Source organism: Pseudomonas sp. PAMC 26793 (genome assembly GCF_000313235.1).
GTDB classification, from domain to species: domain Bacteria; phylum Pseudomonadota; class Gammaproteobacteria; order Pseudomonadales; family Pseudomonadaceae; genus Aquipseudomonas; species Aquipseudomonas yamanorum.
Map to the genome: position 1 here is coordinate 15,394 of NZ_AMXG01000032.1, position 20,964 is coordinate 36,357.

A 20,964-nucleotide genomic window follows, 5' to 3' on the forward strand; every position below is an offset into this window, starting at 1 on the left:
TGGGCTAAGGTAACGCAAACCCTGGCCCATCGAGTTCCCATGCCCTTCCTCGCCCGCACCCACCCTCGCCTGTCCACCGCCGCCGTATTGGGCCTGGCGGTGGGTCTCCTGGCCCCGGCCGATACGATCATCAGCAAAATCCTCATCGGCTGGAACGCAGGCGTCTGGACCTACCTGGTGCTGATGCTCTGGCTGACCAGCCACTCCCGCGCCGACGATGTAAAACGCATCGCCGAGATCGAGGACGAGAACGCCGGCCTGGTGCTGTTCATGGTGTGCATCGCGGCGATTGCCAGCCTGGCGACCATCACCTTGAACCTGGTGGGCACCAAGGACCTGAGCGATAGCCAACGCCTGTTGCACTACGGCTTTACCGGCCTGACGGTGGTGGGCTCATGGTTGCTGATCGGGGTGATTTTCAGCGTGCACTACGCGCGCTTGTATTACACCTGGGACGGCCCGGAGCCGGCGTTGCGTTTTGCAGAAGATTTGCGCACCCCCAATTACTGGGACTTCCTGTACTTCTCGTTCACCATCGGCGTGGCGGTGCAAACGGCGGATGTCGGGGTTGCCACGCGCACCATGCGCAAGGTGGTGCTGGGGCAATCGCTGATCGGGTTCCTGTTCAACACGGCCATTCTGGGATTCTCGATCAATATTGCCGCCGGGCTGTTTGGTTGAGCTGCACAAAACTTCTAGACGAGCGCCCGCCCGGGCGCGCTAACTGGCGCCAACGTTTACCTGCCACCGGTGCTTTATGACCGCCCACAACTGGATCGACCTGTCCCAGGACGCCAACACCGGCATCGAGACCCTGCGTGCGCATTTCGAGGGCCATGCGTACGACCCGCACTGGCACGACAGCTACCTGGTGGGCGTCACGGAGCAAGGCGTGCAGCAATTCAATTGCCGCAGCACCCGGCACCAAAGCACACCGGGCAAGGTGTTTCTGCTGGAGCCAGGGGAAATCCATGACGGCCACGCCCCCACCGAAGCCGGGTTTACCTACCGCATGCTGTACCTCGACCCGCAGTGGTTGCAGCGGGAAGTGACGGCGGTGTTCGAGGAAGCCCCGGCCAACAGTCAGTTGGGGTTTGCCACCACCCTTGCCAGTGATCCTCGCCTGGCGCTTGCCACCAGCCAGGCGTTTCAAAGCCTGCACGATGGCGAGCTGCGCATCGTGCGCCAACACGCCCTCGACCACTTGCTGGAACGTCTGACCGGCCAGTTGCACTGGCGCCAGCGCTATCACCAGGACCCGCGCCTGCCTCTGGTGGCCCACAAGGCCCGCGAATATTTGCATGCCCATCTGCATCAGGACGTCGGTATGGATGAGTTGGCCCTGGCAACCGGCGTAGACCGCTTCCGCCTGACCCGCGCCTTCAAGAGCGCCTTCGGCCTGCCGCCCCATGCCTATCTGGTACAGCTGCGCCTGGCCCGAGCCCGCCATTTGCTGGCCAAGGGCGAGCAACCTGCCGAGGTCGCCAGCAGCCTGGGCTTTGCCGACCAAAGCCATTTAGGCCGCTGGTTTGTGCGGGCCTATGGCATGACACCGGCAGCGTACCGCAAGCGCTGCTCAAATCTTCCAGACAGGTAGCGGGCCGCTTGTGAAGATCGACTCCATTGCCTTGCTGATTGGAGTCACACCACCATGTTCCCTACCCTGCTGCCTTTTCTGTTATTCGCCTTCGTTGCCTCCATCACCCCCGGCCCGACCAATATCCTGGTGCTGAGCAACAGCGCGCGTTATGGGCTCAAGGCTGCACTGCCTATCGTGCTGGGTGCCTGCATGGGGGCGGCGGGAATTGTGTTGCTGGTGGGCTCGGGCGTGGGCCAGTCGCTGGCGCAATTGCCCAGGGTGCAGGCCGCGATGCTATGGGTCGGCGTTGCCTGGCTCAGTTACCTGGCCTGGCAGATCTTCCGCGCCCCGGCCGAAGTCATCGACCCGGACACCGCGCAAAAACGCCTGGGCCTGGTCGGCGCCGCCGGCCTGCAACTGGTCAATCCCAAGACCTGGATGATGGCCTTGGCGGTGGTCAGTGTGTTTGCCGGCAATGGCGACGAACGCCAGAGCCACGTGCTGTACCTGTCGCTGGCCTTTTTCCTGATTTCGTTGCCGTGCCTGGGGGCGTGGGCGTTGCTGGGGGTGGGGTCAAGCCGGGTGTTTCGCTCGGCCAAGGCCATGGGGCGTTTTAACCAAGGCATGGCGTTACTGTTGTTCGGCTCAGCTTGGCTGAGCGTTTTAGCGGGAGCGTAGAAAAGGCGACGAATGGCGAGCAAACCTGTGAATTCTGACAGTTGTGAGCAAGGCCTTAATGGCGCTGAATAAAGCCACTTGTCAAAAAGCACGGGCCAGGCCGGGTATCAAGGCCTGCGGGAGCGCGCCATGTCACCACCCGTTCCGTTAAATAAGAACCTGATCCTGAATGGAAACTTTATCGACCATGGAACCCATTGGACAGCCACCGCGACACTTCCCGGCAGTGTGGATTTTTCCCAACGCAGTTGCATCGTCAGAACTCAAGGAATGGCCGAGCAAACGGTGCGGGTGGTTGACGCAACGGCCTATACCCTCAGCCTGTTTACGCTGATCACTTACAGAGGTGCCGGTTCGATAACCGTGGTTTTTCAACCTTCGGGGGTCAATGAATCGATATCGATGTCCGGCAATCAAGGCTGGTTGCGTCAGTCATTAACGTTCACGCCTCCCACCGGCACTGTCAGCGCAACCGTGCAATTGACAGGAACGTCGGGGGACGTCTGGTTCGATAACGTCAGGCTGGTGGAGGAAGAAGGCACGACCATACCGATTGAGTTGATCCGTAACGGGGACTTCTCACGCAACAACGATGAATGGACTTCGTCACCGCCGCCCAATTTGGCGACCTTCCACGATCAACAGTGTCAGTTGAATCTGGGCGCTTATATCGAGCAGGACATCAGGGTCGTTCCCGGGCAGGCGCTTGTCTTCTCTATCGATGCGCAAACGCCAACCGGCGGCCATGGGCTTGTAATGTTTCATATAACCCCCGTTCACGTACCTGAGCTCGAGTTACGCGGAGAGGGAGGCTGGGATACATACACCTACGTATTCACCATCCCCGCCGGGGCTCATGACATGACGCTGCAAATACAGGGCATTACTTTTCTGGTCGTCGACAATATTTCGATAAAAGCAATGGAATGAAAGCGCGTGCAAAACGAGGCAAACGTAGACCGTCGTATTTAACAGGCTTGTCCCAAGTGGGTAATGATGCCTTCACGGGACATTTATTGACGAGAGCGGGAGACTATAACCATGAGTACTGCAACTGCATCTGCGGTAAGTGAAAACAGCCGATCCACTGCCCAAGTTTACTTCCAGGGAACGATCGCGACTCAGGCGTTCAAGGACGATTCCCCCAAACATGAACTCAAATCCGGTTATTGGTGGGTTGAGGCCACTCAGCGGGATTTAGGCATTGGTGACCGTCGGCGAATCGTTGTTTTCAAGTATCTGGCGAATCCAAAGACATTGCCCTCCGGCCGGTACCACCTGAAGCCCGACGAACCCGACGAGCGTTTTTCGGTTATTTATATGGAGCTCAATGACGCGCCACCTCCCGCTTATACAGCCGAGCGCGGCACAATCGAGTTTATCCATGACGAGCAAACCAACCATGTCAGCGGTGCCTTGGACGTCTACTACGTTGACGTCGCTGGGCGGGAGCAGCGTATGCAAATCCTGTTCAATGTTTGACCCCACAAAAAATGTCCCGGAAACCGGGGCATTTTTTTATCACTTGATCCAGGGCATTGTTGATTACCAGCTGTAACGCACGCCCACGTTGGCACCCCAGGGCTGATCAATACGCTTGCCTTTCGCATGTTCGAAATCGGCATGCAACTGCAGGTTCTGGGACAAGGACACCGCAACCCCCGCACCGAATTCCGCACGGCTGCCCGAGAGATCGTTATTGAACGCCTGGTTATTCACCGACACCTTGTTGTTCTTGGCAAATTCATGAGCGACCGCACCGCGCAAGTAAGGCTGTACAACGCTACCGCTATCGAGCACAAAATCACGGCCGACAGTCACCCCCAATTTACCCAGGACCGAGTGGGTGTGATCGCCCTTGGCCTGCATCCCATTATCCAGTTTGTAGCTCTTGCCCTTGGCAGTCATCACCGACGCTTGGGCAAACGGTTCAACGAAGACCCCATCATCCAACCTGATATTACGCCCAACCTCTGCCGAAACACCCAAGGCATTAGTAGCGTAGTCACCCTTGGCCTGCGTGCCATCGCTCAACCCCACCTTGGAGTCATTGCGCAAGTGGTTCACCTTGGCCACACCGTCAAAGTAGTAGCCACTGTCTTCATCCATCCAGGTGGCGTAGGCACCGACGTAGTAACTTTTGATAGTGCCCGACGTTCCACGGCCAACATCCAGATCTGATTCACTATGACCGGCCATGACCCCCAACAGCCATGGACTGTCCATCACCGGCATATCCGCACCGAGGGAAAAACCGCGTTGCGATTGCGTGTAGCCATTGCCGGCACCGCCTTTCGTCTCGTACTTGTTGCCATAACTGCGAACCCATCCGCCGGACTCGGCACCGTTGTGGCGCAGTTCACCCATACGGGTACGCAGAGAGGACAGCTCGCCATACCACACGGTAGGCGCGGCATTGAACAGCGCCAGCACCGAGCGGGTGCCAGGGCTGATGACCCGCGATGACGGGTCGAGGAACCAGTCGTTGCCGTCTTGCTTGAGCCCATAGGACCACGCCCCCACATCGACCGCACCGCCTAGCAACGAAAACTGCGCATCACCGCCACCGGTATGCACAATACGCACCTCACTCGCACTGAGCGGCTCGACGCCGCTGCTGGCCACCAACAACTGATGGTTGCCGCTGGCGGAACCCGTGATGTTGAGGAAGTCGGTCAAGCCCCGAGCAAAATCGGTGCCCATTACAAACGTGCCGTTACCGGACAGGCTGCTCAGGTCCAGCTGGTAAAAGGCGTCACTCGCACCAAACCTGATCATCCCGTCCGACAGGTTCAAGGCGCCGACCTGGCTGTTGCCGGTCATGTCCCACAGCGACTGGCTACCGACACTCAACGACGAAACATTTTCCAGGCGACCGGTCAACGCAGCCCGGTTCTGCAAGTCAAGGTGTGTGGTACTGCCCGACTCAACGATCACGTTGCCCAGTAGTTGGCTGCTATCAACCCGAACAGTGGCCGAAGACCCACCCTTGACCTCAAGAAGGTTGCCGTTGCCACCGGACAGTGTCGAGCCATTGAGCACCTCAATCGTTGCATTGGCCCCTCTTCTCACCTCAATCGCCGCACCGGTTTCGCCGGTCACGCGTGTATTGTCCAGTACCAAGCTATTGGCAAGCACACTACGGGGTTCATTCACCAGCACTACACCATTGAGGCCGCCCGTGATGACACTTTGGCGGGCATGAGCCTCTGCGCTCTGCAACTGCAAACCGAAACTGCCAGCGTCTATACCCTGCAGGATGCTGCGGTCCAGGTTCAGCACGCTATGGGCTCCTACCACCGCGCCACCGGTAGCTCCGGAAACCACGCTGTCATTGACGGTCGCGTTGGAACCCACGGTGGAGCCAGAGAAACGATTGACCACCAACCCATGGTAGTCGGCACTGGAAATCACGCTGCCGTTAATCAGCGCATTACTGCTGTACAACGTGATACCCGTGTTGAAATCACCCTGCGCTACAACGCGACTGGAATCCATGTTGACGTTCGAGCCTGCCTGCGCAACGACCGTGCCGAGGACAGTACTCGACTCGCTCAGGTTCAGGTTGGAGCGGGCGGCATAGACGCTCTCGGTTCGCCCCTCTATCACGTTGAGCGTGGCATTTTCCAACGAATAGCTGTCGAGCACGTCGTGAAAGTCGATGGTCTCGGTTCGATTTTCGATCAACCTTGCCTGAGCGTGCGGGGCGAGAACCAACAATGATGCAATCGACGCGACTTTAACGACGACGGCCAAAGGATTTAACTTAAAAATAGACTGGGTATTCATGATCACTCACTCGTTCAACAGGCGTTCCATCACAGAAAAGTTCGGCCTGTTTCGAATGCAGTGGAAACTGGCCAGTTACGGCCCGCAAAATTACCGGTGAGCGCTAACGATGGATGTAGGAATTATCCGAACCCCCTAAGGAAAAACGCGTATCCGTGGAGGGAATGGCGTAACGCAACTACGCAAGGAAGCTTGTGACAGGTGAAAACCAAAGGGCGCCGAAGCGCCCTTTGGACAACGCGTATTACGCTTCATCCTCCCCGAGAACCGGCAGTTCCTCGCAGTACAACGGTGGCGTATTCCGGTTTGCGAGCAGGGTCGTTGTAAAGCCCATCTCAGACGACTCCTCAACGCCATTAACCGTCGCAAAGTATTGAATGCCGACTGAGTTGCGCCCAGCAGGCCTGATGACGCTCATGTAAGGCTGAATCACCAGGAGGAAGCCATTTGAAACCATATCCGGTGTCAACGGCGGCGAGGAGAACGACACAGGATCACCCAATGGCGTAGTGTGCCCCCTGTCGCTGTATACCTGCCATTCCAGGCGGATGACAGAGTCCACCTCGAAGTAAGTGGTATTGCCCGGTACTCTGACACGTGCGGAAAAGTTAGACGGATTCAGATCCCTACAGGCCAAATCCGTGGCTGTCTTGACGAAGGTCGGCGCCTCCATGACGACTACGTTGGCCTCGACCACGACATTCTGGGGACGAGACCGCTGAAGGTTGTCATTGACGTCCCAACTCAAGGTATAGAACACCGGGATCGTGCCATTGCCAACCGCCTTGATGATTGACCAGGGCACGGTGAGGGTAACGGTGTCTCCACCTTCTTCACCATTCAGCTCGGTTGGATCGAAGGGGTGCGCAAAACTGCCCCAATAACCGGTGATAGTGATACCGGGTACAGGCGGAGGAACCTCCCACAGCACAATCTCGACGGTCGCGGCGTTACCGAAATCTTCCGGCAGCAAATGGTTTTCCGTATCGGGGTCGCCACCGTAAACGGTCACCACGTTGAGCCGAGAGTTTTCCGGGTCGGGCGTCGGATCGGGGCCGGGGCCGGAAAGATCCACCCTAATGGTTAGACTAGGCGCGGGATATTCGTTGCCATTTCGATCAACCACATACTCGATATCCGTGTCCACTTCCCCCGGGCCTTCACCATACGCGTCGAAGATGATAGCGGTATCAACCGGCAGCCTTAGAGGAAACGGCACGTAATCCCTGACATTAAAGCGCCCCGCGCTCTCGCCGCCCCAGGTGAGGTCAATCACATCCAGCTCCTCTCGCACATTGGCATACAGAGGAATTTCCACCGTCACGCCACCAAGCTCATAAGCATCCTGCAGATCAATCAATCCATCGGCCGGCAACAGCGCCAACGGCACCCTCGCCTGCAGAGGAGCAGGAACCCCCACCAAATTCAGCCGGACGGGACGGGGAACAGACTCCCTGCTTTTGTTACCGGCCAGGTCGGTCAGGATATAAAACAAATAGTAGGCGCCAGCTTCCAGCACTTCGATCCGGTCCCAGGGGATCACAAACTCAAGGCTATCTTCCACCGGCACCGTGTCGATCGGTGTGGCAAGCTGCGATGAGGAATACTCAGAGAAATAGACCGTGATTGTGTCGCCTTCTGCTCGACCATAGTTCACGTAATTCGGGAAGGTGCATACCAGTCCCTCATCATGCTCATCTACATATTGTTCGTCGATTTCCGAGCCCAGGTCTGCCGGTAATAACGGAGCAAACGGGTGGATATCGTGCTCTTCGTCGTCGTTGAGATTGAATTTGTAGGGTGCCGTCAGATCAACCTCCAATGGCGCGATATCTGACAGCGAAGGGTTATCGTCTTCATAAAAGATATAGGCAATTTCGTACCGTCCCTCATTCAGGCGGGAGGGAGGAATATTCCTGAGAATCAGGTCGCCCGGACTGACTCCACCGGGTGCACCATAGCGCATCGTATATAGGGGCGGTCCCCAATTTGTCACACCTTTATCGCGCATCACCAGTTCCAGCCGATGTACTACATCCGGTCCCACATCCTCGTCAAGTGTCGGGGCTTCAAACGTAACAGGCAAGTTTCTTCTTGAGGCTGCTGCCGGAATGAGCCCTTGATCATTTAACGAGTCGAACTCCGGCGCCTCAAACTCAAAAATACCGCCCCCATACTTGGAGACATACTCTCGATTGAGTTTTCTAGAGGCAAGTGCGGCCTGTTGTTTTTTACTAAAGATAGTCATCTACGTTCTCCATAAGCGAATTATTAATGCCGGTTACCACTTCAATGTCACAGACGAAACGAGAAATCGCTCGCCTTGAACCGAATAGCTGGCCCCGCCTCTAAAACACTTGAGACCACTATCGAAGCTCAACTTTATGACTGGGCTGACTCACACGCTCGCCAGGCTAGTCCTGCTCCCCGTCTTCGTCAGGACCGCAATAACGCCCACTGGAATAGCGCTGATCAATCTTGACTTGCCGCTCTCGTGCGCGGCCTATGATCCTGGTACCACGGAACACTTCGTAAGACACCAGTGCCGAACTCCCTACGCTTGCCGGATTGTCTGACCGTATGGGTTTTATCTTTTCTTCATAGTTATCTTGCTTAAATATATAACCGTTCTCTGCTTCTTCCGCCGAAAGGAAATGCAGTAGAGAGTCTTCAGTCCCGTCAATGGGCCCGGTAAAAAAAACCTCATAACCCTGCCAACTCAAGAGGACCGCATCGCCTTCTCTGAGCTGTGTATTTGCCGTAACTTCCAAGGGGATGTGGTCCCACATGGGAGGAACGGCCTGACAATTTATCCAGGCGTCTGCAGTTGCACTGGGAAATCGCACTTGCGTAAGACTCAATATTGGAACCACGGCCACTGTCACGTTGGTGAAGTTGGCCAATTGTTCATTAACGCCGTTAGAAGTCGTGTAATAAACAGGCATTCTGTCGTCATTGCCTGCCCCCATAATCACACTCCACGGAATATCACTGAACTCGACAATACTGCCTTCCACATCGCCCTTACTTACATCCACCGTGTAGTGTGCAACCGGTACAGCGGTACTGGGAAAGTTGCCCCAGTACAACGTCAACTCTTCCCCATCCTGGGGCCGGTGGTACAACGGAACACTGGCGTAAATGCGCTGATCCTGATCACGTATATCGATATGGTTCTCTGTCATGGAACCTTCACCCCAGACCGTCACGGCAGGAAGGTCGAGATTCAGCAATTGCGGAGCATTGCCGTGGTCTTGCCCCGCCACCGTGAAGTTCCATCTGATCACCGTCGGTGGGCTGGGAGGGGTGGGGAGCGTTCCACCGGCGCGAGTAATGGTGTACGTAGCAACGCCGGTCGCTGGCCCCGGCCCCTGGGCAATCAAGGTTTCCCAAGGGATGCTGACATCAAAAGGCAACTGGGTGACCGGCTGTGGCGATAACGGCGTATCGCCCCACGTAACCGTGACATGGTCACCCTCCTGCCAATTGTCGTACAGCACCTTCCCCACAACGCCGAGGCGCGCATCCTGGCGATCAATCAAGCCGTTCACCATCGCCGGAACAACCAGTGGCTGGAGGTCGGAGGGCGCGGCATCCAGATCAACAATAACCGTCTTCTGGTTTGATCGCGGCCCCGCGTTACCGGAGCGGTCCCGCAACACAATATGCATGAATTGAAGGCCGTTTCGATAAAGCCGAAACAGATCTCCTGGTACGGGGAACACCAACGGTTCAGTTTCAGAAACAAAGTCGAAAAAACCGTCCGGCGTATTCCGGTCGGGGGGTGGGGTATCAATCGAAAGGTAATACTCGACCCGGTCCCACGCGCGACGGCCAGTGTAAAAAGGTACCTGCATGTTCACCGTCGGGTTCGCAGCCAGGTAATTCTCATCGATGATATCGACGGGAAATTCAGGCCCCTGGGGGGTGATATTGTTGTTGGGTGGGGTACGGTCCAGCACTAACACGCGCGTTGGCGAAGGGGTGGGCAAGGTGCCCTGCTCAAGCACCTCATAGCTCAGCAGCACGGTGCCGTCATTCTCCAGGTACCTTCGGTCGACGGGAATACGCAGTGGAAAAATCGCTGGATCAATCGGGCCATCGAACCGCCGGCGCAGGAGCGGCTCTCCCTCACTTCCACTACGCCGCCAATGAACAACCAGGACGTCGAACCTCTCCGCCGACGCGGGGTCAGGCCACAGCTCCTCGATGACCACCTCAATATTCGAATCAAGGTACTCACGCGGGATATACCCCTCGAGGATGGGGGGCACGGCATCATCGAGGATAGGCACCTTGATCTCGGGAAGTGACAAAATATTGCTTCTGGAGACACGTCTGCGACGAGCGTTGGAAGTGTTCATATAAATGTCCTGCCGACGATGCAATGGGAGGTGCCCTTGGCAAGGATTAAGCGCCCAAATACCAGGCTTGGGTACTGTCAAAACTAACAGGTAGGCATAGCCGCTCGTCGGTTTCGACACCGGTGTCGGCGCCGCATTGGCTTGACGGATCTCCTGAGTTGGTGTTTCCTGAAACCGGTTTCAGGCATCCTTGACGATGTTTAATGCCATTCAACTCCAATAAGAAAGGCCCTGCACCGTGACCTCTTTTTCCGCCGCCCAGCGCAGCCGCGTGACCATGCTTGATGTAGCCGAACGCGCCGGTGTCTCCAAAGCCAGCGTGTCGCGTTTCATCGGCGACGACCGTGGGCTCTTGTCCGAGGCCATCGCACTGCGCATCGAGCACGCCATCGATGAGCTCGGCTACCGCCCCAACCAGATGGCCCGTGGTCTAAAGCGCGGGCGCACCCGCCTGATCGGCATGCTGGTGGCCGATATCCGCAACCCCTATTCGATTGCCGTAATGCATGGCGTAGAAACCGCCTGCCGCCAGCACGGCTACAGCCTGGTGGTGTGCAACACCGACCGCGATGACGAGCAGGAGCGCCAGCACCTCGCGGCCCTGCGCGCCTACAACATCGAAGGGCTGATCGTGAACACCCTCGGCCATCACCTCGACCAATTGCTGGAGCTGCAACGGGAAATGCCCCTGGTGCTGGTGGACCGTAAGGTCGAGCCGCTGCACAGCGACCTGGTGGGGCTGGATAACCCGGTGGCGGTGCGCATGGCGGTTGAGCATCTTGAGCAGCAAGGCTATCGCGACCTGCTGTTGGTCAGCGAAGCCACCGACGGCACCAGCTCACGGCTGGAACGCCTGGACAGTTTCAAGGCGGAAATTGCCAATCGTCCGACGTTGACCGGCGCTGTAGTGGAGTTGGACAGCAAACTGGAACAGCGTCTGCAAAAGTTTCTGGCCAAATCCGGCCCCAAGGCGTTGTTCTGCGCCAACGGTATCGCCGCACTGGCGTGTACCCGCGCATTGAAAAATCTGGGCTGCAACCTGTTTGAAGACGTAGGCCTGATCGCCCTGGATGACCTCGACTGGTACCCGCTGGTGGGCAACGGCATCACCGCCCTCGCCCAGCCCACCGAGGCCATCGGCGCCAAGGCCTTCGACTGCTTGCTCAAGCGTTTGCGCGGCGATACCGAGCCGACGCGCACCCTGGACTTCTTGCCACAACTGATTGTCCGGGGCTCGACCCAACCCCTTGTGGGAGCTGGCTTGCCTGCGATAACGGTTTCTCCGGCGAAGCAGTAGTCAGCTGACCGCCGCCATCGCAGGCAAGCCACACACGTTTATTTTTCGAATAAAAATGAAACCGGTTTCAGAGGTCCACAACAATGCATAAATACCCCGTCTCCATCAGCCTTTCCAGCTACGGCGCCGACCTGGTCCGCCAGCAAGGCCAGCTGAGTTTCGTCTCGGTACTGGCCGCCGCTGGCGCCCAGCGCATCGAATGGCGCGAAGAACTGCTGACCACCGAACAACCCCATGAGCTGGCACAGGCCGCAACCGATCAAGGCCTGGAATGCGTGTTCTCCTCGCCCCTGGAACTCTGGGTGGCCGGCCGCTCGCAGCCCAATGCCGAACTGGCCGCCACCCTCGACCGCGCCCAGGCGTTTGGCGCCCGATGGCTGAAAGTCTCCCTCGGCTATTTCACCGACACCAACGACCTGGACAGCTTGAGCGCCCTGCTCAACCGGCATCCGGTCAAGCTGCTGGTGGAGAACGACCAGACCCTGCACGGCGGGCGCATCGAGCCGATGCAACGTTTTTTCAACGAAGTCGAACGCCTGGCCGTGCCGGTAAAAATGACCTTCGATATCGGCAACTGGCAATGGCAGGACCAATCCGCGACCACCGCCGCGCGCCTGCTAGGCCGGCATGTGGACTACCTGCACTGTAAAGCCGTGGCCCGGCGCGCCGACGGCAAACTGGTGGCCCTGCCGCCGGGCGCCGCCGACCTGCATCTGTGGGAACAACTGCTCAAGCTCATGACTCAAGGTATTACCCGGGCCGTGGAATTTCCGCTGCAAGGTGATGATCTGGTGCAGGTCACCGCGCAGCAGGTCGCCGCCCTCGCCGTCCTTGGCCAGCCCCGCGTGGAGAATGCCCATGTCTGAGATCGATATCCTGTCGTTTGGTGAAACCATGGCGATGTTTGTCGCCGAACAGACCGGCGACCTGGCCCAGGTCGCGCAGTTTCACAAACGCATTGCCGGCGCCGACAGCAACGTCGCCATCGGCCTGTCGCGCCTGGGGTTCAACGTAGCTTGGCTGAGCCGGGTGGGCGCCGATTCCCTCGGGCGCTTTGTGGTGGACACCTTGCAGAACGAAGGCTTGGACTGCGCACATGTGGCGGTGGACCCGCTGCACCCCACGGGCTTTCAACTCAAGTCCCGCGAAGAAGCCGGCGACGATCCGCAGGTGGAGTACTTCCGCCGTGGTTCGGCCGCCAGTCATTTGTCGGTCGAGGCGATCAAGCCGCAGCTGTTGCAGGCCCGTCACCTGCACGCCACCGGCATCCCGCCGGCACTGTCGGACGCCACCCGCGAGCTGTCACGCCAGTTGATGACGCAAATGCGCGAGGCCGGCCGCAGCGTGTCCTTCGACCCGAACCTGCGGCCGTCCCTGTGGGCGAACGAGCAACGCATGATCAGCGAAATCAACGCCCTCGCCTGCCTGGCGGACTGGGTGTTGCCGGGGTTGAGCGAAGGCCGTTTGCTCACCGGTTTTGAAGACCCGGCCGACATCGCCGCGTTCTACCTGGACCAGGGCGTGGAAGCCGTGGCCATCAAGCTCGGCCCCCACGGCGCGTATTACCGCACCCAGTTGGACCAGGGTTTCGTCGCCGCCGTGCCCGTGGCCAAGGTGGTCGACACCGTCGGCGCCGGCGATGGTTTTGCCGTGGGGATGATCAGTGCGTTGTTGGAAAACCTCAGCTTTGCCGAAGCCGTGCAGCGCGGTAACTGGATCGGCAGCCGCGCGGTGCAGAGCCGTGGCGATATGGAAGGCTTGCCGTTCAGGACCGATCTGCCCCACACGCAAAAAGCCGGCTAATCAGAGTTACCCGTTACCTGTTGCCACAACTACAACAAGCTCAGGAGCAACCTCATGGAACCGTTGAAACTCGCCACCCGCCGCTGGTGGTACATCATGCCCATCGTGTTTATCACTTACAGCCTGGCGTACCTGGATCGCGCCAACTACGGCTTCGCCGCCGCCTCCGGGATGGCCGAAGACCTGATGATCACCCCGGGCATGTCGTCATTGCTCGGCGCGCTATTCTTCCTCGGCTACTTTTTCTTCCAGGTGCCGGGGGCGATCTACGCGCAGAAGCGCAGCGTCAAAAAGCTGATTTTCGTCAGCCTGATCCTGTGGGGCGGCCTGGCCACCCTGACAGGCATGGTGTCCAACGCCTACATGCTGATCGTGATCCGCTTCATGCTCGGGGTGGTGGAAGCCGCCGTGATGCCGGCGATGCTGGTGTACCTGTGTCACTGGTTCACCCGCGCGGAACGCTCCCGGGCCAACACTTTCCTGATCCTCGGCAACCCGGTGACCATGATGTGGATGTCGGTGGTATCGGGTTATCTGGTGCAGCATTTCAGCTGGCGCTGGATGTTTATCATCGAAGGTTTGCCGGCGGTGCTGTGGGCGTTTATCTGGTGGAAGCTGGCGGATGAAAAACCGGCCGACGCAAAATGGCTGAGCGCCCAGCATAAAAAAGACCTGGAAACCGCCCTCGCCGAAGAACAGGTGGGCATCAAGGCGGTGAAGAACTACGCCGAAGCCTTTCGTTCGCCCAAGGTGATCATCCTTGCGCTGCAGTTTTTCTGCTGGAGCATTGGCGTGTATGGCTTCGTGCTGTGGCTGCCGTCGATCCTCAAGGCCGGCTTGAAAATGGACATGGTCGAGGCCGGCTGGCTGTCGGCGCTGCCGTATCTGGCGGCGGTGATCGGCATGCTGGTGGTGTCCTGGGGCTCGGACAAACTGCAAAAGCGCAAACGCTTTGTGTGGCCGCCGCTGTTGATCGCCTCCATCGCGTTTTATGCGTCCTACGTGCTGGGCGCCGAACACTTCTGGTGGTCCTACACCCTGCTGGTGATCGCCGGGGCGTGCATGTATGCGCCGTACGGGCCGTTTTTCGCAATCGTCCCCGAGATCCTTCCGGCCAACGTCGCCGGCGGTGCCATGGCGCTGATCAACAGCATGGGCGCCCTCGGTTCGTTTGGTGGTTCGTACCTGGTGGGCTACCTCAACAGCAGCACCGGTTCCCCCGGCGCTTCGTACCTGCTGATGAGCGGTGCGTTGCTGGTGTCGGTGGTGCTGACGATCTTCCTCAAGCCCGGCGCCAGTGACCGCGAGCGCGCCCCGCTGCATTCCCTTGAATTGAAGGTAAAGACCTGATGAAAAAGTCTGTCGTGCTCTACAAGAAACTCTCTGCGCCGCTGATGGCCCGCCTGCACGAACAGGCCGAGGTCACGCTGATCGAGGCGCTGGATGAAAGCGGCCTGGCCAAACTGCGGGAGGCCTTGCCTACGGCCCGAGGGTTGCTCGGCGCCAGCCTGCGCCTGGATGCGAAACTGCTGGACCTGGCACCGAAGCTTGAGGCCGTGGCCAGCGTGTCCGTCGGCGTCGATAACTACGACATCGACTACCTGACCGGGCGCGGCATCCTCCTCAGCAATACTCCCGACGTGCTGACTGAAACCACTGCCGACACCGGTTTCGCGCTGATCCTCGCCACTGCCCGGCGCGTGGTGGAACTGGCCAATATGGTGCGCGCCGGCAACTGGAACCAGAACATCGGCCCGCTGCATTTCGGCAGCGACGTGCACGGCAAGACCCTGGGCATTATCGGCATGGGGCGTATTGGTGAAGCCTTGGCCCAGCGTGGGCACTTCGGGTTTGGCATGCCGGTGATCTACCACAGTCACTCGCCAAAACCGGCGGTGGAGCAGCGTTTTGACGCGCAATACCGCAGCCTGCCGGACCTGCTCCGGGAAGCCGATTTTGTGTGCCTGACCTTGCCGCTGACGGCTGAAACCGAAGGCTTGATTGGCGCTGAAGAATTCGCGCTGATGGGCCCCGAGACGATCTTTATCAACATCTCCCGGGGCAAGGTGGTGGACGAGCCGGCGCTGATTGAGGCGTTGCAACAGCGCACGATACGCGCGGCGGGACTGGATGTGTTTGTGCGGGAGCCACTGCAGCATGATTCGCCGTTGTTGCGCTTGAGCAATGTGGTGGCGACGCCGCACATCGGTTCGGCTACCCATGAGACGCGGGAGGCGATGGCCAAGTGCGCGGTGGACAATCTGCTGGCGGCGCTGGCGGGTGAGAAGCCGAAGAACCTGGTGAATCCGGCCGCCTGGAAACACTGATTCCTGAAGCACCACAGAAGCAAATGTGGGAGCGAGCAAGTCGAATCGTCGCACCGCCGCTCCCACATTTTTTGATCGCATTTCAGGTCAGATGACGAAGCGCGCCACCATCCCGTTCAAATCCACTGCCAGGCGCGACAGCTCATGACTGGCCGCTGAGGTCTGGTTGGCACCCGCCGCCGACTGAGTCGCCAGGTCGCGGATGTTCATCAGGTTGCGGTCCACTTCGCGAGACACCTGGGCCTGTTCTTCCGACGCACTGGCGATCACCAGATTGCGCTCGTTGATCAGGCTGATGGACTGGGTAATCTGCTCCAACGCCACGCCGGCAGCCCGTGCCATTTCCAGGGTGCTCTGGGTACGCTGGTTGCTCTGCTGCATGGACTGTACGGCTTCACCCGTACCGCTCTGAATGCCAGCGACCATTTTTTCGATTTCCTGGGTCGACTGTGCGGTGCGATGGGCCAGGGCCCGCACTTCATCCGCCACCACCGCGAAACCACGCCCGGCTTCACCGGCACGTGCCGCTTCAATCGCCGCGTTGAGGGCCAGCAGGTTGGTCTGCTCGGCAATCGCGCGAATCACGTCCAGTACCTTGCCAATGTCACGGCCTTGAGTAGCCAGGCCCTCGATCAGCACCGAGGTGTTTTGCACGTCCTGGGTCATGGTCTGGATCGCACCCACGGTTTCCACTACCCGGTCGCGCCCTTCCCGCGCAGCCTGGTTGGACTGGCCGGAAGCCTCGGAGGTGGACACCGCGTTGCGCGCCACTTCCTCCACCGCGGCGGTCATTTCGTTGACCGCGGTAGCGGCCTGGTCGATTTCGTTGTTCTGCTGCTGCAGGCCTTTGGAGGCTTCTTCGGTGACGGCGCTGAGTTCTTCAGCGGCTGAAGCCAACTGCGTGGCCGAGCCGGCGATGTGCTGGATGGTCTGGCGCAGGTTGTTCTGCATGGCGGCCAATGCGCCGAGCAGGCGCGCCGGCTCATCCTTGCCGTCGACTTCGATGGGTTTGCTCAGGTTGCCACCGGCGATGGTTTCGGCAGCAATAACAGCTTTTTGCAGCGGTACAACGATGCTGCGGGTCAACAGCCAGGCCAGCAGCACAGTCAACAGGGCCGCCACCACGGCGACGATGATGATCCCGGTCACCGCTTGGGAGTAACTGCCGTCAGCGGCGATGTTGGCCTGGTCGGCACCCGCACTGTTGATGGCGATGAGTTTATTCAACTGCTCACCCATCAGGTCAGTGCCATCCTTGATCCGGGTGTTGATCAGGGTGTGCATCTCCTCGACCTTGTTTTGTTGCGACAGCGACATCATCTCGGCCTGGGCCGTGAGGTAGCTGTCGAGTGTCGCGGAAAAGGCTTTGTAAACGCTGGCCTCTTCGCCCTCGGCAGGCAAGGCCGAATAAGCGGCCTGGGCCACCTTGACCTTGTCCACCAGAATGGCCGAGCGCTCCTTGGCGTCCTGCACGGCGGCCGGGTCGCGATTGATCAGAATCCGGAAGGACAGGATGCGCAGGCGCAACACGTTTTCGGTGATGTTGCCGAGGTACTTCACACTGGGTAACTGGTTGGTTCCCATGTCGACCGAAGCCTGGCGGATCAGCGTCATGCGGTTGACCGCAAACACCCCCAGGATAACCACAAGCAACGCAATGAACGCAAAACCGAGGAAAGCTCGGGGGGCAATATTCAGGTTACGGAGGGACATAGGTGCGCTCTCAGAGATAGTGGCTGCGCGCGTCCCTGCCGCGACACGGCCAGTCAGCGTCAACGCGCTGCCCTGACCTTTCGGCACCACTGTTTTAATAGGTATGTGACGCCTATAAGGTTATCGGCCGGCTTGAGGGTTTATTGCAGGATGTTTCGAAATATTTTTACACACTTCTGAGTGCCCGCTCTTTCTGGCATCCTGCGCCTCCTTTTTCCTACCCGGGCCCGTATTTTGTCTGACACTCAAACCCCTCGCCCCCGTTATAAATCCGACCTGATCTACGGCCTCGACGACCGCCCCCACTTCAGCGCGGCGATATTCGCCGCCCTGCAGCACGTGCTGGCGAGCTTTGTCGGGATCATCACTCCGACGTTGATCGTCGGCGGCGTGCTGGGCCTGGAAAGCGAAGTGCCGTACCTGGTGAGCATGGCGTTGTTTGTGTCGGGGCTCGGCACCTTTGTGCAGGCCCGCAAGTTCGGCCCGGTGGGTTCCGGCCTGCTGTGCCTGCAAGGCACCAGCTTTTCGTTTATCAGCGTGATCCTCAGTGCCGGCTTCATGGTCAAGGCCCGGGGCGGCGGCACCGATGAGATACTGTCGACGATCTTCGGCATCTGCTTCTTCGCGGCGTTTATCGAAGTGGTGCTCAGCCAGTTCATCGGCAAGCTGCGCAAGCTGATCACCCCGGTGGTCACCGGCACCATCATCACCTTGATGGGTTTGTCGCTGATCAAGGTGGCGGTCACCGACATGGCCGGCGGCTATGGCGCCAGCGACCTGGGCGCCGCCGGCAACATGGGCCTGGCGGCCCTGGTGTTGCTGACCATCGTGGTGCTCAACCGTTTCAATAACCCGTTCCTGCGCCTGGGTTCGATCGTGATCGGCCTGACCCTGGGTTTTGTAGTGGCCTGGTGGATGGGCCGCGTCGACCTGGCCGCCCTGCCCCAACTGCCGCTGATCAGCGTGCCGGTGCCGTTCAAGTACGGTTTTTCGTTCGACTGGGTAGCGTTTATCCCGGTGGCGGTGATCTTCCTGATTTCCCCGCTGGAAGCCGCCGGTGACCTGACGGCCAACTCGATGATTTCCCAACAGCCGGTCAAGGGCCCCCTGTACATCAAGCGCATCAAGTCCGGCCTGCTGGCCGACGGCCTCAACTCGGTGATGGCGGCCACCTTCAACAGCCTGCCCATGGTGACCTTCGCCCAGAACAACGGCGTGATCCAGTTGACCGGCGTGGCCAGCCGTTACGTGGCGTACTTTATTGCCGGGCTGCTGGTGCTGTTGGGCCTGTTCCCGATGATCGGCGCGGTGTTGCAACTGATGCCCAAGCCGGTGCTGGGCGGCGCCACCCTGATCATGTTCGGCACCGTGGCCGTGGCCGGGATCAAGATCCTTGCCGAAGCCGGCCTGCACCGGCGCAACGTGCTGATCGTGGCGATCTCCCTGGGGATGGGCCTAGGCGTGGCGGCAGTCCCGGAAGTACTGCGCGAGCTGCCCAAGGCGCTGCACAACATCTTCGAGTCGCCGATCACCGTGGGTGCGTTCTGCGCTATCGTGCTGAACATCTTCCTGCCTGAGGAGTTCATAGAACTGGAAGAAGATGAATTTGATCCGGAAGCCTCCACCCTCAAGGTGATGCAGGACCCGGACGTCACGCAATAGGAGAAGCCGTTTATGCGCAAACTCATGGTCCTGTCCCTGCTGCTCCTCACCCTGAGCGCCTGCGCGCTGTTCCCCAACCGCGACCCGGTGAACATCAACGTGGTGGGCATCGAGCCGCTGCAAAGCCATGACCTGGAAGTGCGTTTCGCGGTAAAGCTGCGGGTACAGAACCCGAATGAAACCGCGATCGACTACAGCGGCGTGGCCCTGGACCTTGAGGTCAATGGCCGGCCGCTGGCGTCCGGGGTGAGTGACCAAGGGGGTTCGATCCCACGTTTTTCGGAGACGGTGCTGACGGTGCCGGTGAGTGTTTCGGCGTTTTCCGTGTTGCGCCAGACCCTTGGCTTGAGCCAGACCCAGAGTTTGAATAACCTGCCCTACGTGTTGCGCGGGAAACTTGCGGGTGGCCTGTTCGGCACCCTGCGTTTTGTGGATCGCGGAACACTGGACTTTCCCAACACTGCCACGTGGTAACGACATGGATGCGCAACCTACGCTGTACACCGAACGCCTGATCCTAAGGCCGCTGACGCTGGAGGATGCCGAGGGTGTCCAGCAGCAGTTTGCGCACTGGGAAGTGGTGCGATATCTGAATGCCCAGGTGCCTTGGCCGTACCCGGCGGACGGTGCGCGCAGTTATCTGGAGCAGGTTGCATTGCCGGCGATGGCTCGGGGTGAGGAATGGCATTGGTCGATCCGCCTGAAAAGCGCGCCGGAGGTGTTGATTGGTAATGTCAGCCTGATGGATGAGGTGGATAACAACCGAGGCTTTTGGCTGGCGCCGCAATGGCAGGGTCAGGGGTTGATGGCCGAGGCCAGTGCGGCGGTGACTGAGTATTGGTTTGAGGTACTGGAGCGGCCCGTGATGCGCGTGCCCAAGGCGGCGCCGAACGTGGCCTCTCGCAGGATTTCCGAGCGGACGGGGATGCGGTTGGTCAGGACGGATGAGGGGCAGTTTGTCGCTGGGCGTTTGCCCAAGGATATCTGGGAGATTACCCGGGAGGAATGGCTGGGGAGTCGGCGGGGCTGAGGTGGGTTTGGGTGTATATCCGTTATTTAGGTAACGGCCGCTATTGGTTCCGCCCTTACGGCGGCTCACTTTTGAAAAGCGCAAAAGTAAGCAAAACGCTCTTGCCCCACCACTCGGCACCTCGCTTAGGCTCGGTGTGCCCTCACTCCGGCTTTGGACCGTGGGCCGCCGCGATGGGCCATCCATGGCCCAGCGCGGCTAACCTGGCGTCCTGCCAGGTTACCCACGCTCCAAAGCCTGCGTTCGGCCAGCGTGGTTTAACGGGGCGCCCAAGATCAAAAGCAGATCAAGAGCACAGCGGCCTACCGGCCGGCTTGAGTGTTGAAGAGCAAAATCAAAAGCTAAAGCGGGCACAGTCAAATGTGGGAGCTGGCTTGCCTCGATAGCATCAACTGGGTGTACCTGATGCACCGAGGTGTCTGCATCGCAGGCAAGCCAGCTCCCACAGAAAAGCAGAGCTGCATCCGCTTCAGATTTGGCTTTCGCTCTGGATCTTGCCTTTGCTTTTAACACTCAAGCCGGCCGGGAGGCCGCTGTGCTCTTGCTTTTGATCTTGATCTGCTGGCCCCGTTAACCACGATGGCCGCAAGTAGGCACGGTGGAGCGGGTAAATCGGCAGGGATGCCGATTTAGCCGCGCCGGGCCAATGGATGGCCCGTCGCGGCGGCCCGCGGTAATCGGGCCGGAGTGCGGGCATGCCGAGCCTAGGCGAGGCACCGAGT

The 20,964-nt window shown here is 59.2% G+C and carries 17 protein-coding genes; 13 read left to right on the top strand and 4 right to left on the bottom strand.

The genetic code is table 11. The features are described 5' to 3' along the window. Positions 1–39 precede the first annotated feature (39 nt). The 5 genes from D109_RS0113730 to D109_RS0113750 all read left to right on the top strand — a co-directional run bounded on the left by D109_RS0113730 (position 40) and on the right by D109_RS0113750 (position 3,739). Positions 40–681, top strand: a complete 642-nt coding sequence (locus tag D109_RS0113730) for a DUF1345 domain-containing protein (protein WP_017477410.1) — start codon at positions 40–42, stop codon at positions 679–681. Positions 682–757: 76 nt separating this feature from the next. Beyond that, on the top strand, positions 758–1,597 hold the full coding sequence (locus D109_RS0113735; protein ID WP_017477411.1) for an AraC family transcriptional regulator: 840 nt from the start codon (positions 758–760) through the stop codon (positions 1,595–1,597). Positions 1,598–1,651: 54 nt separating this feature from the next. Continuing rightward, a complete protein-coding gene (locus D109_RS0113740; protein ID WP_017477412.1) occupies positions 1,652–2,257 on the top strand; it encodes a LysE family translocator in 606 nt (201 codons plus the stop codon). Positions 2,258–2,386: 129 nt separating this feature from the next. Then, the gene (locus D109_RS0113745; protein ID WP_152416365.1) at positions 2,387–3,187 is read left to right on the top strand and encodes a hypothetical protein; all 801 of its coding nucleotides are present in this window, start codon (positions 2,387–2,389) and stop codon (positions 3,185–3,187) included. 111 nt (positions 3,188–3,298) lie between these two features. Then, complete coding sequence (locus D109_RS0113750) at positions 3,299–3,739, top strand: hypothetical protein (RefSeq protein WP_017477414.1); 441 nt, start codon at positions 3,299–3,301, stop codon at positions 3,737–3,739. Between the two features lie 63 nt (positions 3,740–3,802). Here D109_RS0113750 and D109_RS0113755 read toward each other — a convergent pair whose 3' ends face one another. From D109_RS0113755 to D109_RS0113770, 3 genes are all read right to left on the bottom strand, one after another. Further along, complete coding sequence (locus D109_RS0113755) at positions 3,803–6,046, bottom strand: autotransporter outer membrane beta-barrel domain-containing protein (protein WP_026077949.1); 2,244 nt, start codon at positions 6,044–6,046, stop codon at positions 3,803–3,805. Positions 6,047–6,290: 244 nt separating this feature from the next. Beyond that, positions 6,291–8,294 carry a hypothetical protein gene (locus D109_RS0113765; RefSeq protein ID WP_017477417.1) on the bottom strand — a complete coding sequence of 668 codons (2,004 nt, stop codon included), beginning with the start codon at positions 8,292–8,294 and terminating at the stop codon, positions 6,291–6,293. Positions 8,295–8,460: 166 nt separating this feature from the next. Next, entirely contained in the window at positions 8,461–10,410 is a 1,950-nt protein-coding gene (locus D109_RS0113770; RefSeq protein ID WP_026077950.1) for a hypothetical protein, read from the bottom strand. A gap of 238 nt (positions 10,411–10,648) precedes the next feature. Here D109_RS0113770 and D109_RS0113775 point away from each other — a divergent pair, with 238 nt between their 5' ends. The 5 genes from D109_RS0113775 to D109_RS0113795 all read left to right on the top strand — a co-directional run bounded on the left by D109_RS0113775 (position 10,649) and on the right by D109_RS0113795 (position 15,837). Beyond that, complete coding sequence (locus D109_RS0113775; protein WP_017477419.1) at positions 10,649–11,707, top strand: LacI family DNA-binding transcriptional regulator; 1,059 nt, start codon at positions 10,649–10,651, stop codon at positions 11,705–11,707. 83 nt (positions 11,708–11,790) lie between these two features. Then, positions 11,791–12,573, top strand: a complete 783-nt coding sequence (locus D109_RS0113780; RefSeq protein ID WP_017477420.1) for a sugar phosphate isomerase/epimerase — start codon at positions 11,791–11,793, stop codon at positions 12,571–12,573. Further along, positions 12,566–13,510 carry a sugar kinase gene (locus D109_RS0113785; RefSeq protein WP_017477421.1) on the top strand — a complete coding sequence of 315 codons (945 nt, stop codon included), beginning with the start codon at positions 12,566–12,568 and terminating at the stop codon, positions 13,508–13,510. The genes D109_RS0113780 and D109_RS0113785 overlap by 8 nt, the downstream gene beginning before the upstream one ends. A gap of 54 nt (positions 13,511–13,564) precedes the next feature. Continuing rightward, positions 13,565–14,860, top strand: a complete 1,296-nt coding sequence (locus D109_RS0113790) for an MFS transporter (protein ID WP_010165554.1) — start codon at positions 13,565–13,567, stop codon at positions 14,858–14,860. After that, positions 14,860–15,837, top strand: coding sequence for a bifunctional glyoxylate/hydroxypyruvate reductase B (locus tag D109_RS0113795; protein ID WP_017477422.1), 978 nt, complete (start codon positions 14,860–14,862; stop codon positions 15,835–15,837). Before D109_RS0113790 ends, D109_RS0113795 begins: the two co-directional genes overlap by 1 nt. Positions 15,838–15,924: 87 nt before the next feature. On the opposite strand, the gene D109_RS0113800 is transcribed toward D109_RS0113795, so the two are convergent. Continuing rightward, positions 15,925–17,550, bottom strand: a complete 1,626-nt coding sequence (locus D109_RS0113800; RefSeq protein WP_017477423.1) for a methyl-accepting chemotaxis protein — start codon at positions 17,548–17,550, stop codon at positions 15,925–15,927. Positions 17,551–17,784: 234 nt separating this feature from the next. Here D109_RS0113800 and D109_RS0113805 point away from each other — a divergent pair, with 234 nt between their 5' ends. The 3 genes from D109_RS0113805 to D109_RS0113815 are packed head-to-tail and all read left to right on the top strand — an operon-like array spanning position 17,785 to position 20,242. Beyond that, positions 17,785–19,212, top strand: a complete 1,428-nt coding sequence (locus D109_RS0113805; protein ID WP_017477424.1) for a nucleobase:cation symporter-2 family protein — start codon at positions 17,785–17,787, stop codon at positions 19,210–19,212. A 12-nt stretch (positions 19,213–19,224) separates the two neighbouring features. Beyond that, entirely contained in the window at positions 19,225–19,686 is a 462-nt protein-coding gene (locus D109_RS0113810; protein WP_017477425.1) for an LEA type 2 family protein, read from the top strand. 4 nt (positions 19,687–19,690) lie between these two features. Then, positions 19,691–20,242: a GNAT family N-acetyltransferase gene (locus D109_RS0113815; protein ID WP_017477426.1), complete on the top strand. Its 552-nt coding sequence runs from the start codon at positions 19,691–19,693 to the stop codon at positions 20,240–20,242. Positions 20,243–20,964: the final 722 nt, after the last annotated feature.

Bases quoted from the DNA above. Each gene is read 5' to 3' on its own strand.
- D109_RS0113730 (WP_017477410.1), top strand. From the start codon at position 40: ATGCCCTTCCTCGCCCGCACCCACCCTCGCCTGTCCACCGCCGCCGTA.
- D109_RS0113735 (WP_017477411.1), top strand. From the start codon at position 758: ATGACCGCCCACAACTGGATCGACCTGTCCCAGGACGCCAACACCGGC.
- D109_RS0113740 (WP_017477412.1), top strand. From the start codon at position 1,652: ATGTTCCCTACCCTGCTGCCTTTTCTGTTATTCGCCTTCGTTGCCTCC.
- D109_RS0113745 (WP_152416365.1), top strand. From the start codon at position 2,387: ATGTCACCACCCGTTCCGTTAAATAAGAACCTGATCCTGAATGGAAAC.
- D109_RS0113750 (WP_017477414.1), top strand. From the start codon at position 3,299: ATGAGTACTGCAACTGCATCTGCGGTAAGTGAAAACAGCCGATCCACT.
- D109_RS0113755 (WP_026077949.1), bottom strand. From the start codon at position 6,046: ATGAATACCCAGTCTATTTTTAAGTTAAATCCTTTGGCCGTCGTCGTT.
- D109_RS0113765 (WP_017477417.1), bottom strand. From the start codon at position 8,294: ATGACTATCTTTAGTAAAAAACAACAGGCCGCACTTGCCTCTAGAAAA.
- D109_RS0113770 (WP_026077950.1), bottom strand. From the start codon at position 10,410: ATGAACACTTCCAACGCTCGTCGCAGACGTGTCTCCAGAAGCAATATT.
- D109_RS0113780 (WP_017477420.1), top strand. From the start codon at position 11,791: ATGCATAAATACCCCGTCTCCATCAGCCTTTCCAGCTACGGCGCCGAC.
- D109_RS0113785 (WP_017477421.1), top strand. From the start codon at position 12,566: ATGTCTGAGATCGATATCCTGTCGTTTGGTGAAACCATGGCGATGTTT.
- D109_RS0113790 (WP_010165554.1), top strand. From the start codon at position 13,565: ATGGAACCGTTGAAACTCGCCACCCGCCGCTGGTGGTACATCATGCCC.
- D109_RS0113795 (WP_017477422.1), top strand. From the start codon at position 14,860: ATGAAAAAGTCTGTCGTGCTCTACAAGAAACTCTCTGCGCCGCTGATG.
- D109_RS0113800 (WP_017477423.1), bottom strand. From the start codon at position 17,550: ATGTCCCTCCGTAACCTGAATATTGCCCCCCGAGCTTTCCTCGGTTTT.
- D109_RS0113810 (WP_017477425.1), top strand. From the start codon at position 19,225: ATGCGCAAACTCATGGTCCTGTCCCTGCTGCTCCTCACCCTGAGCGCC.
- D109_RS0113815 (WP_017477426.1), top strand. From the start codon at position 19,691: ATGGATGCGCAACCTACGCTGTACACCGAACGCCTGATCCTAAGGCCG.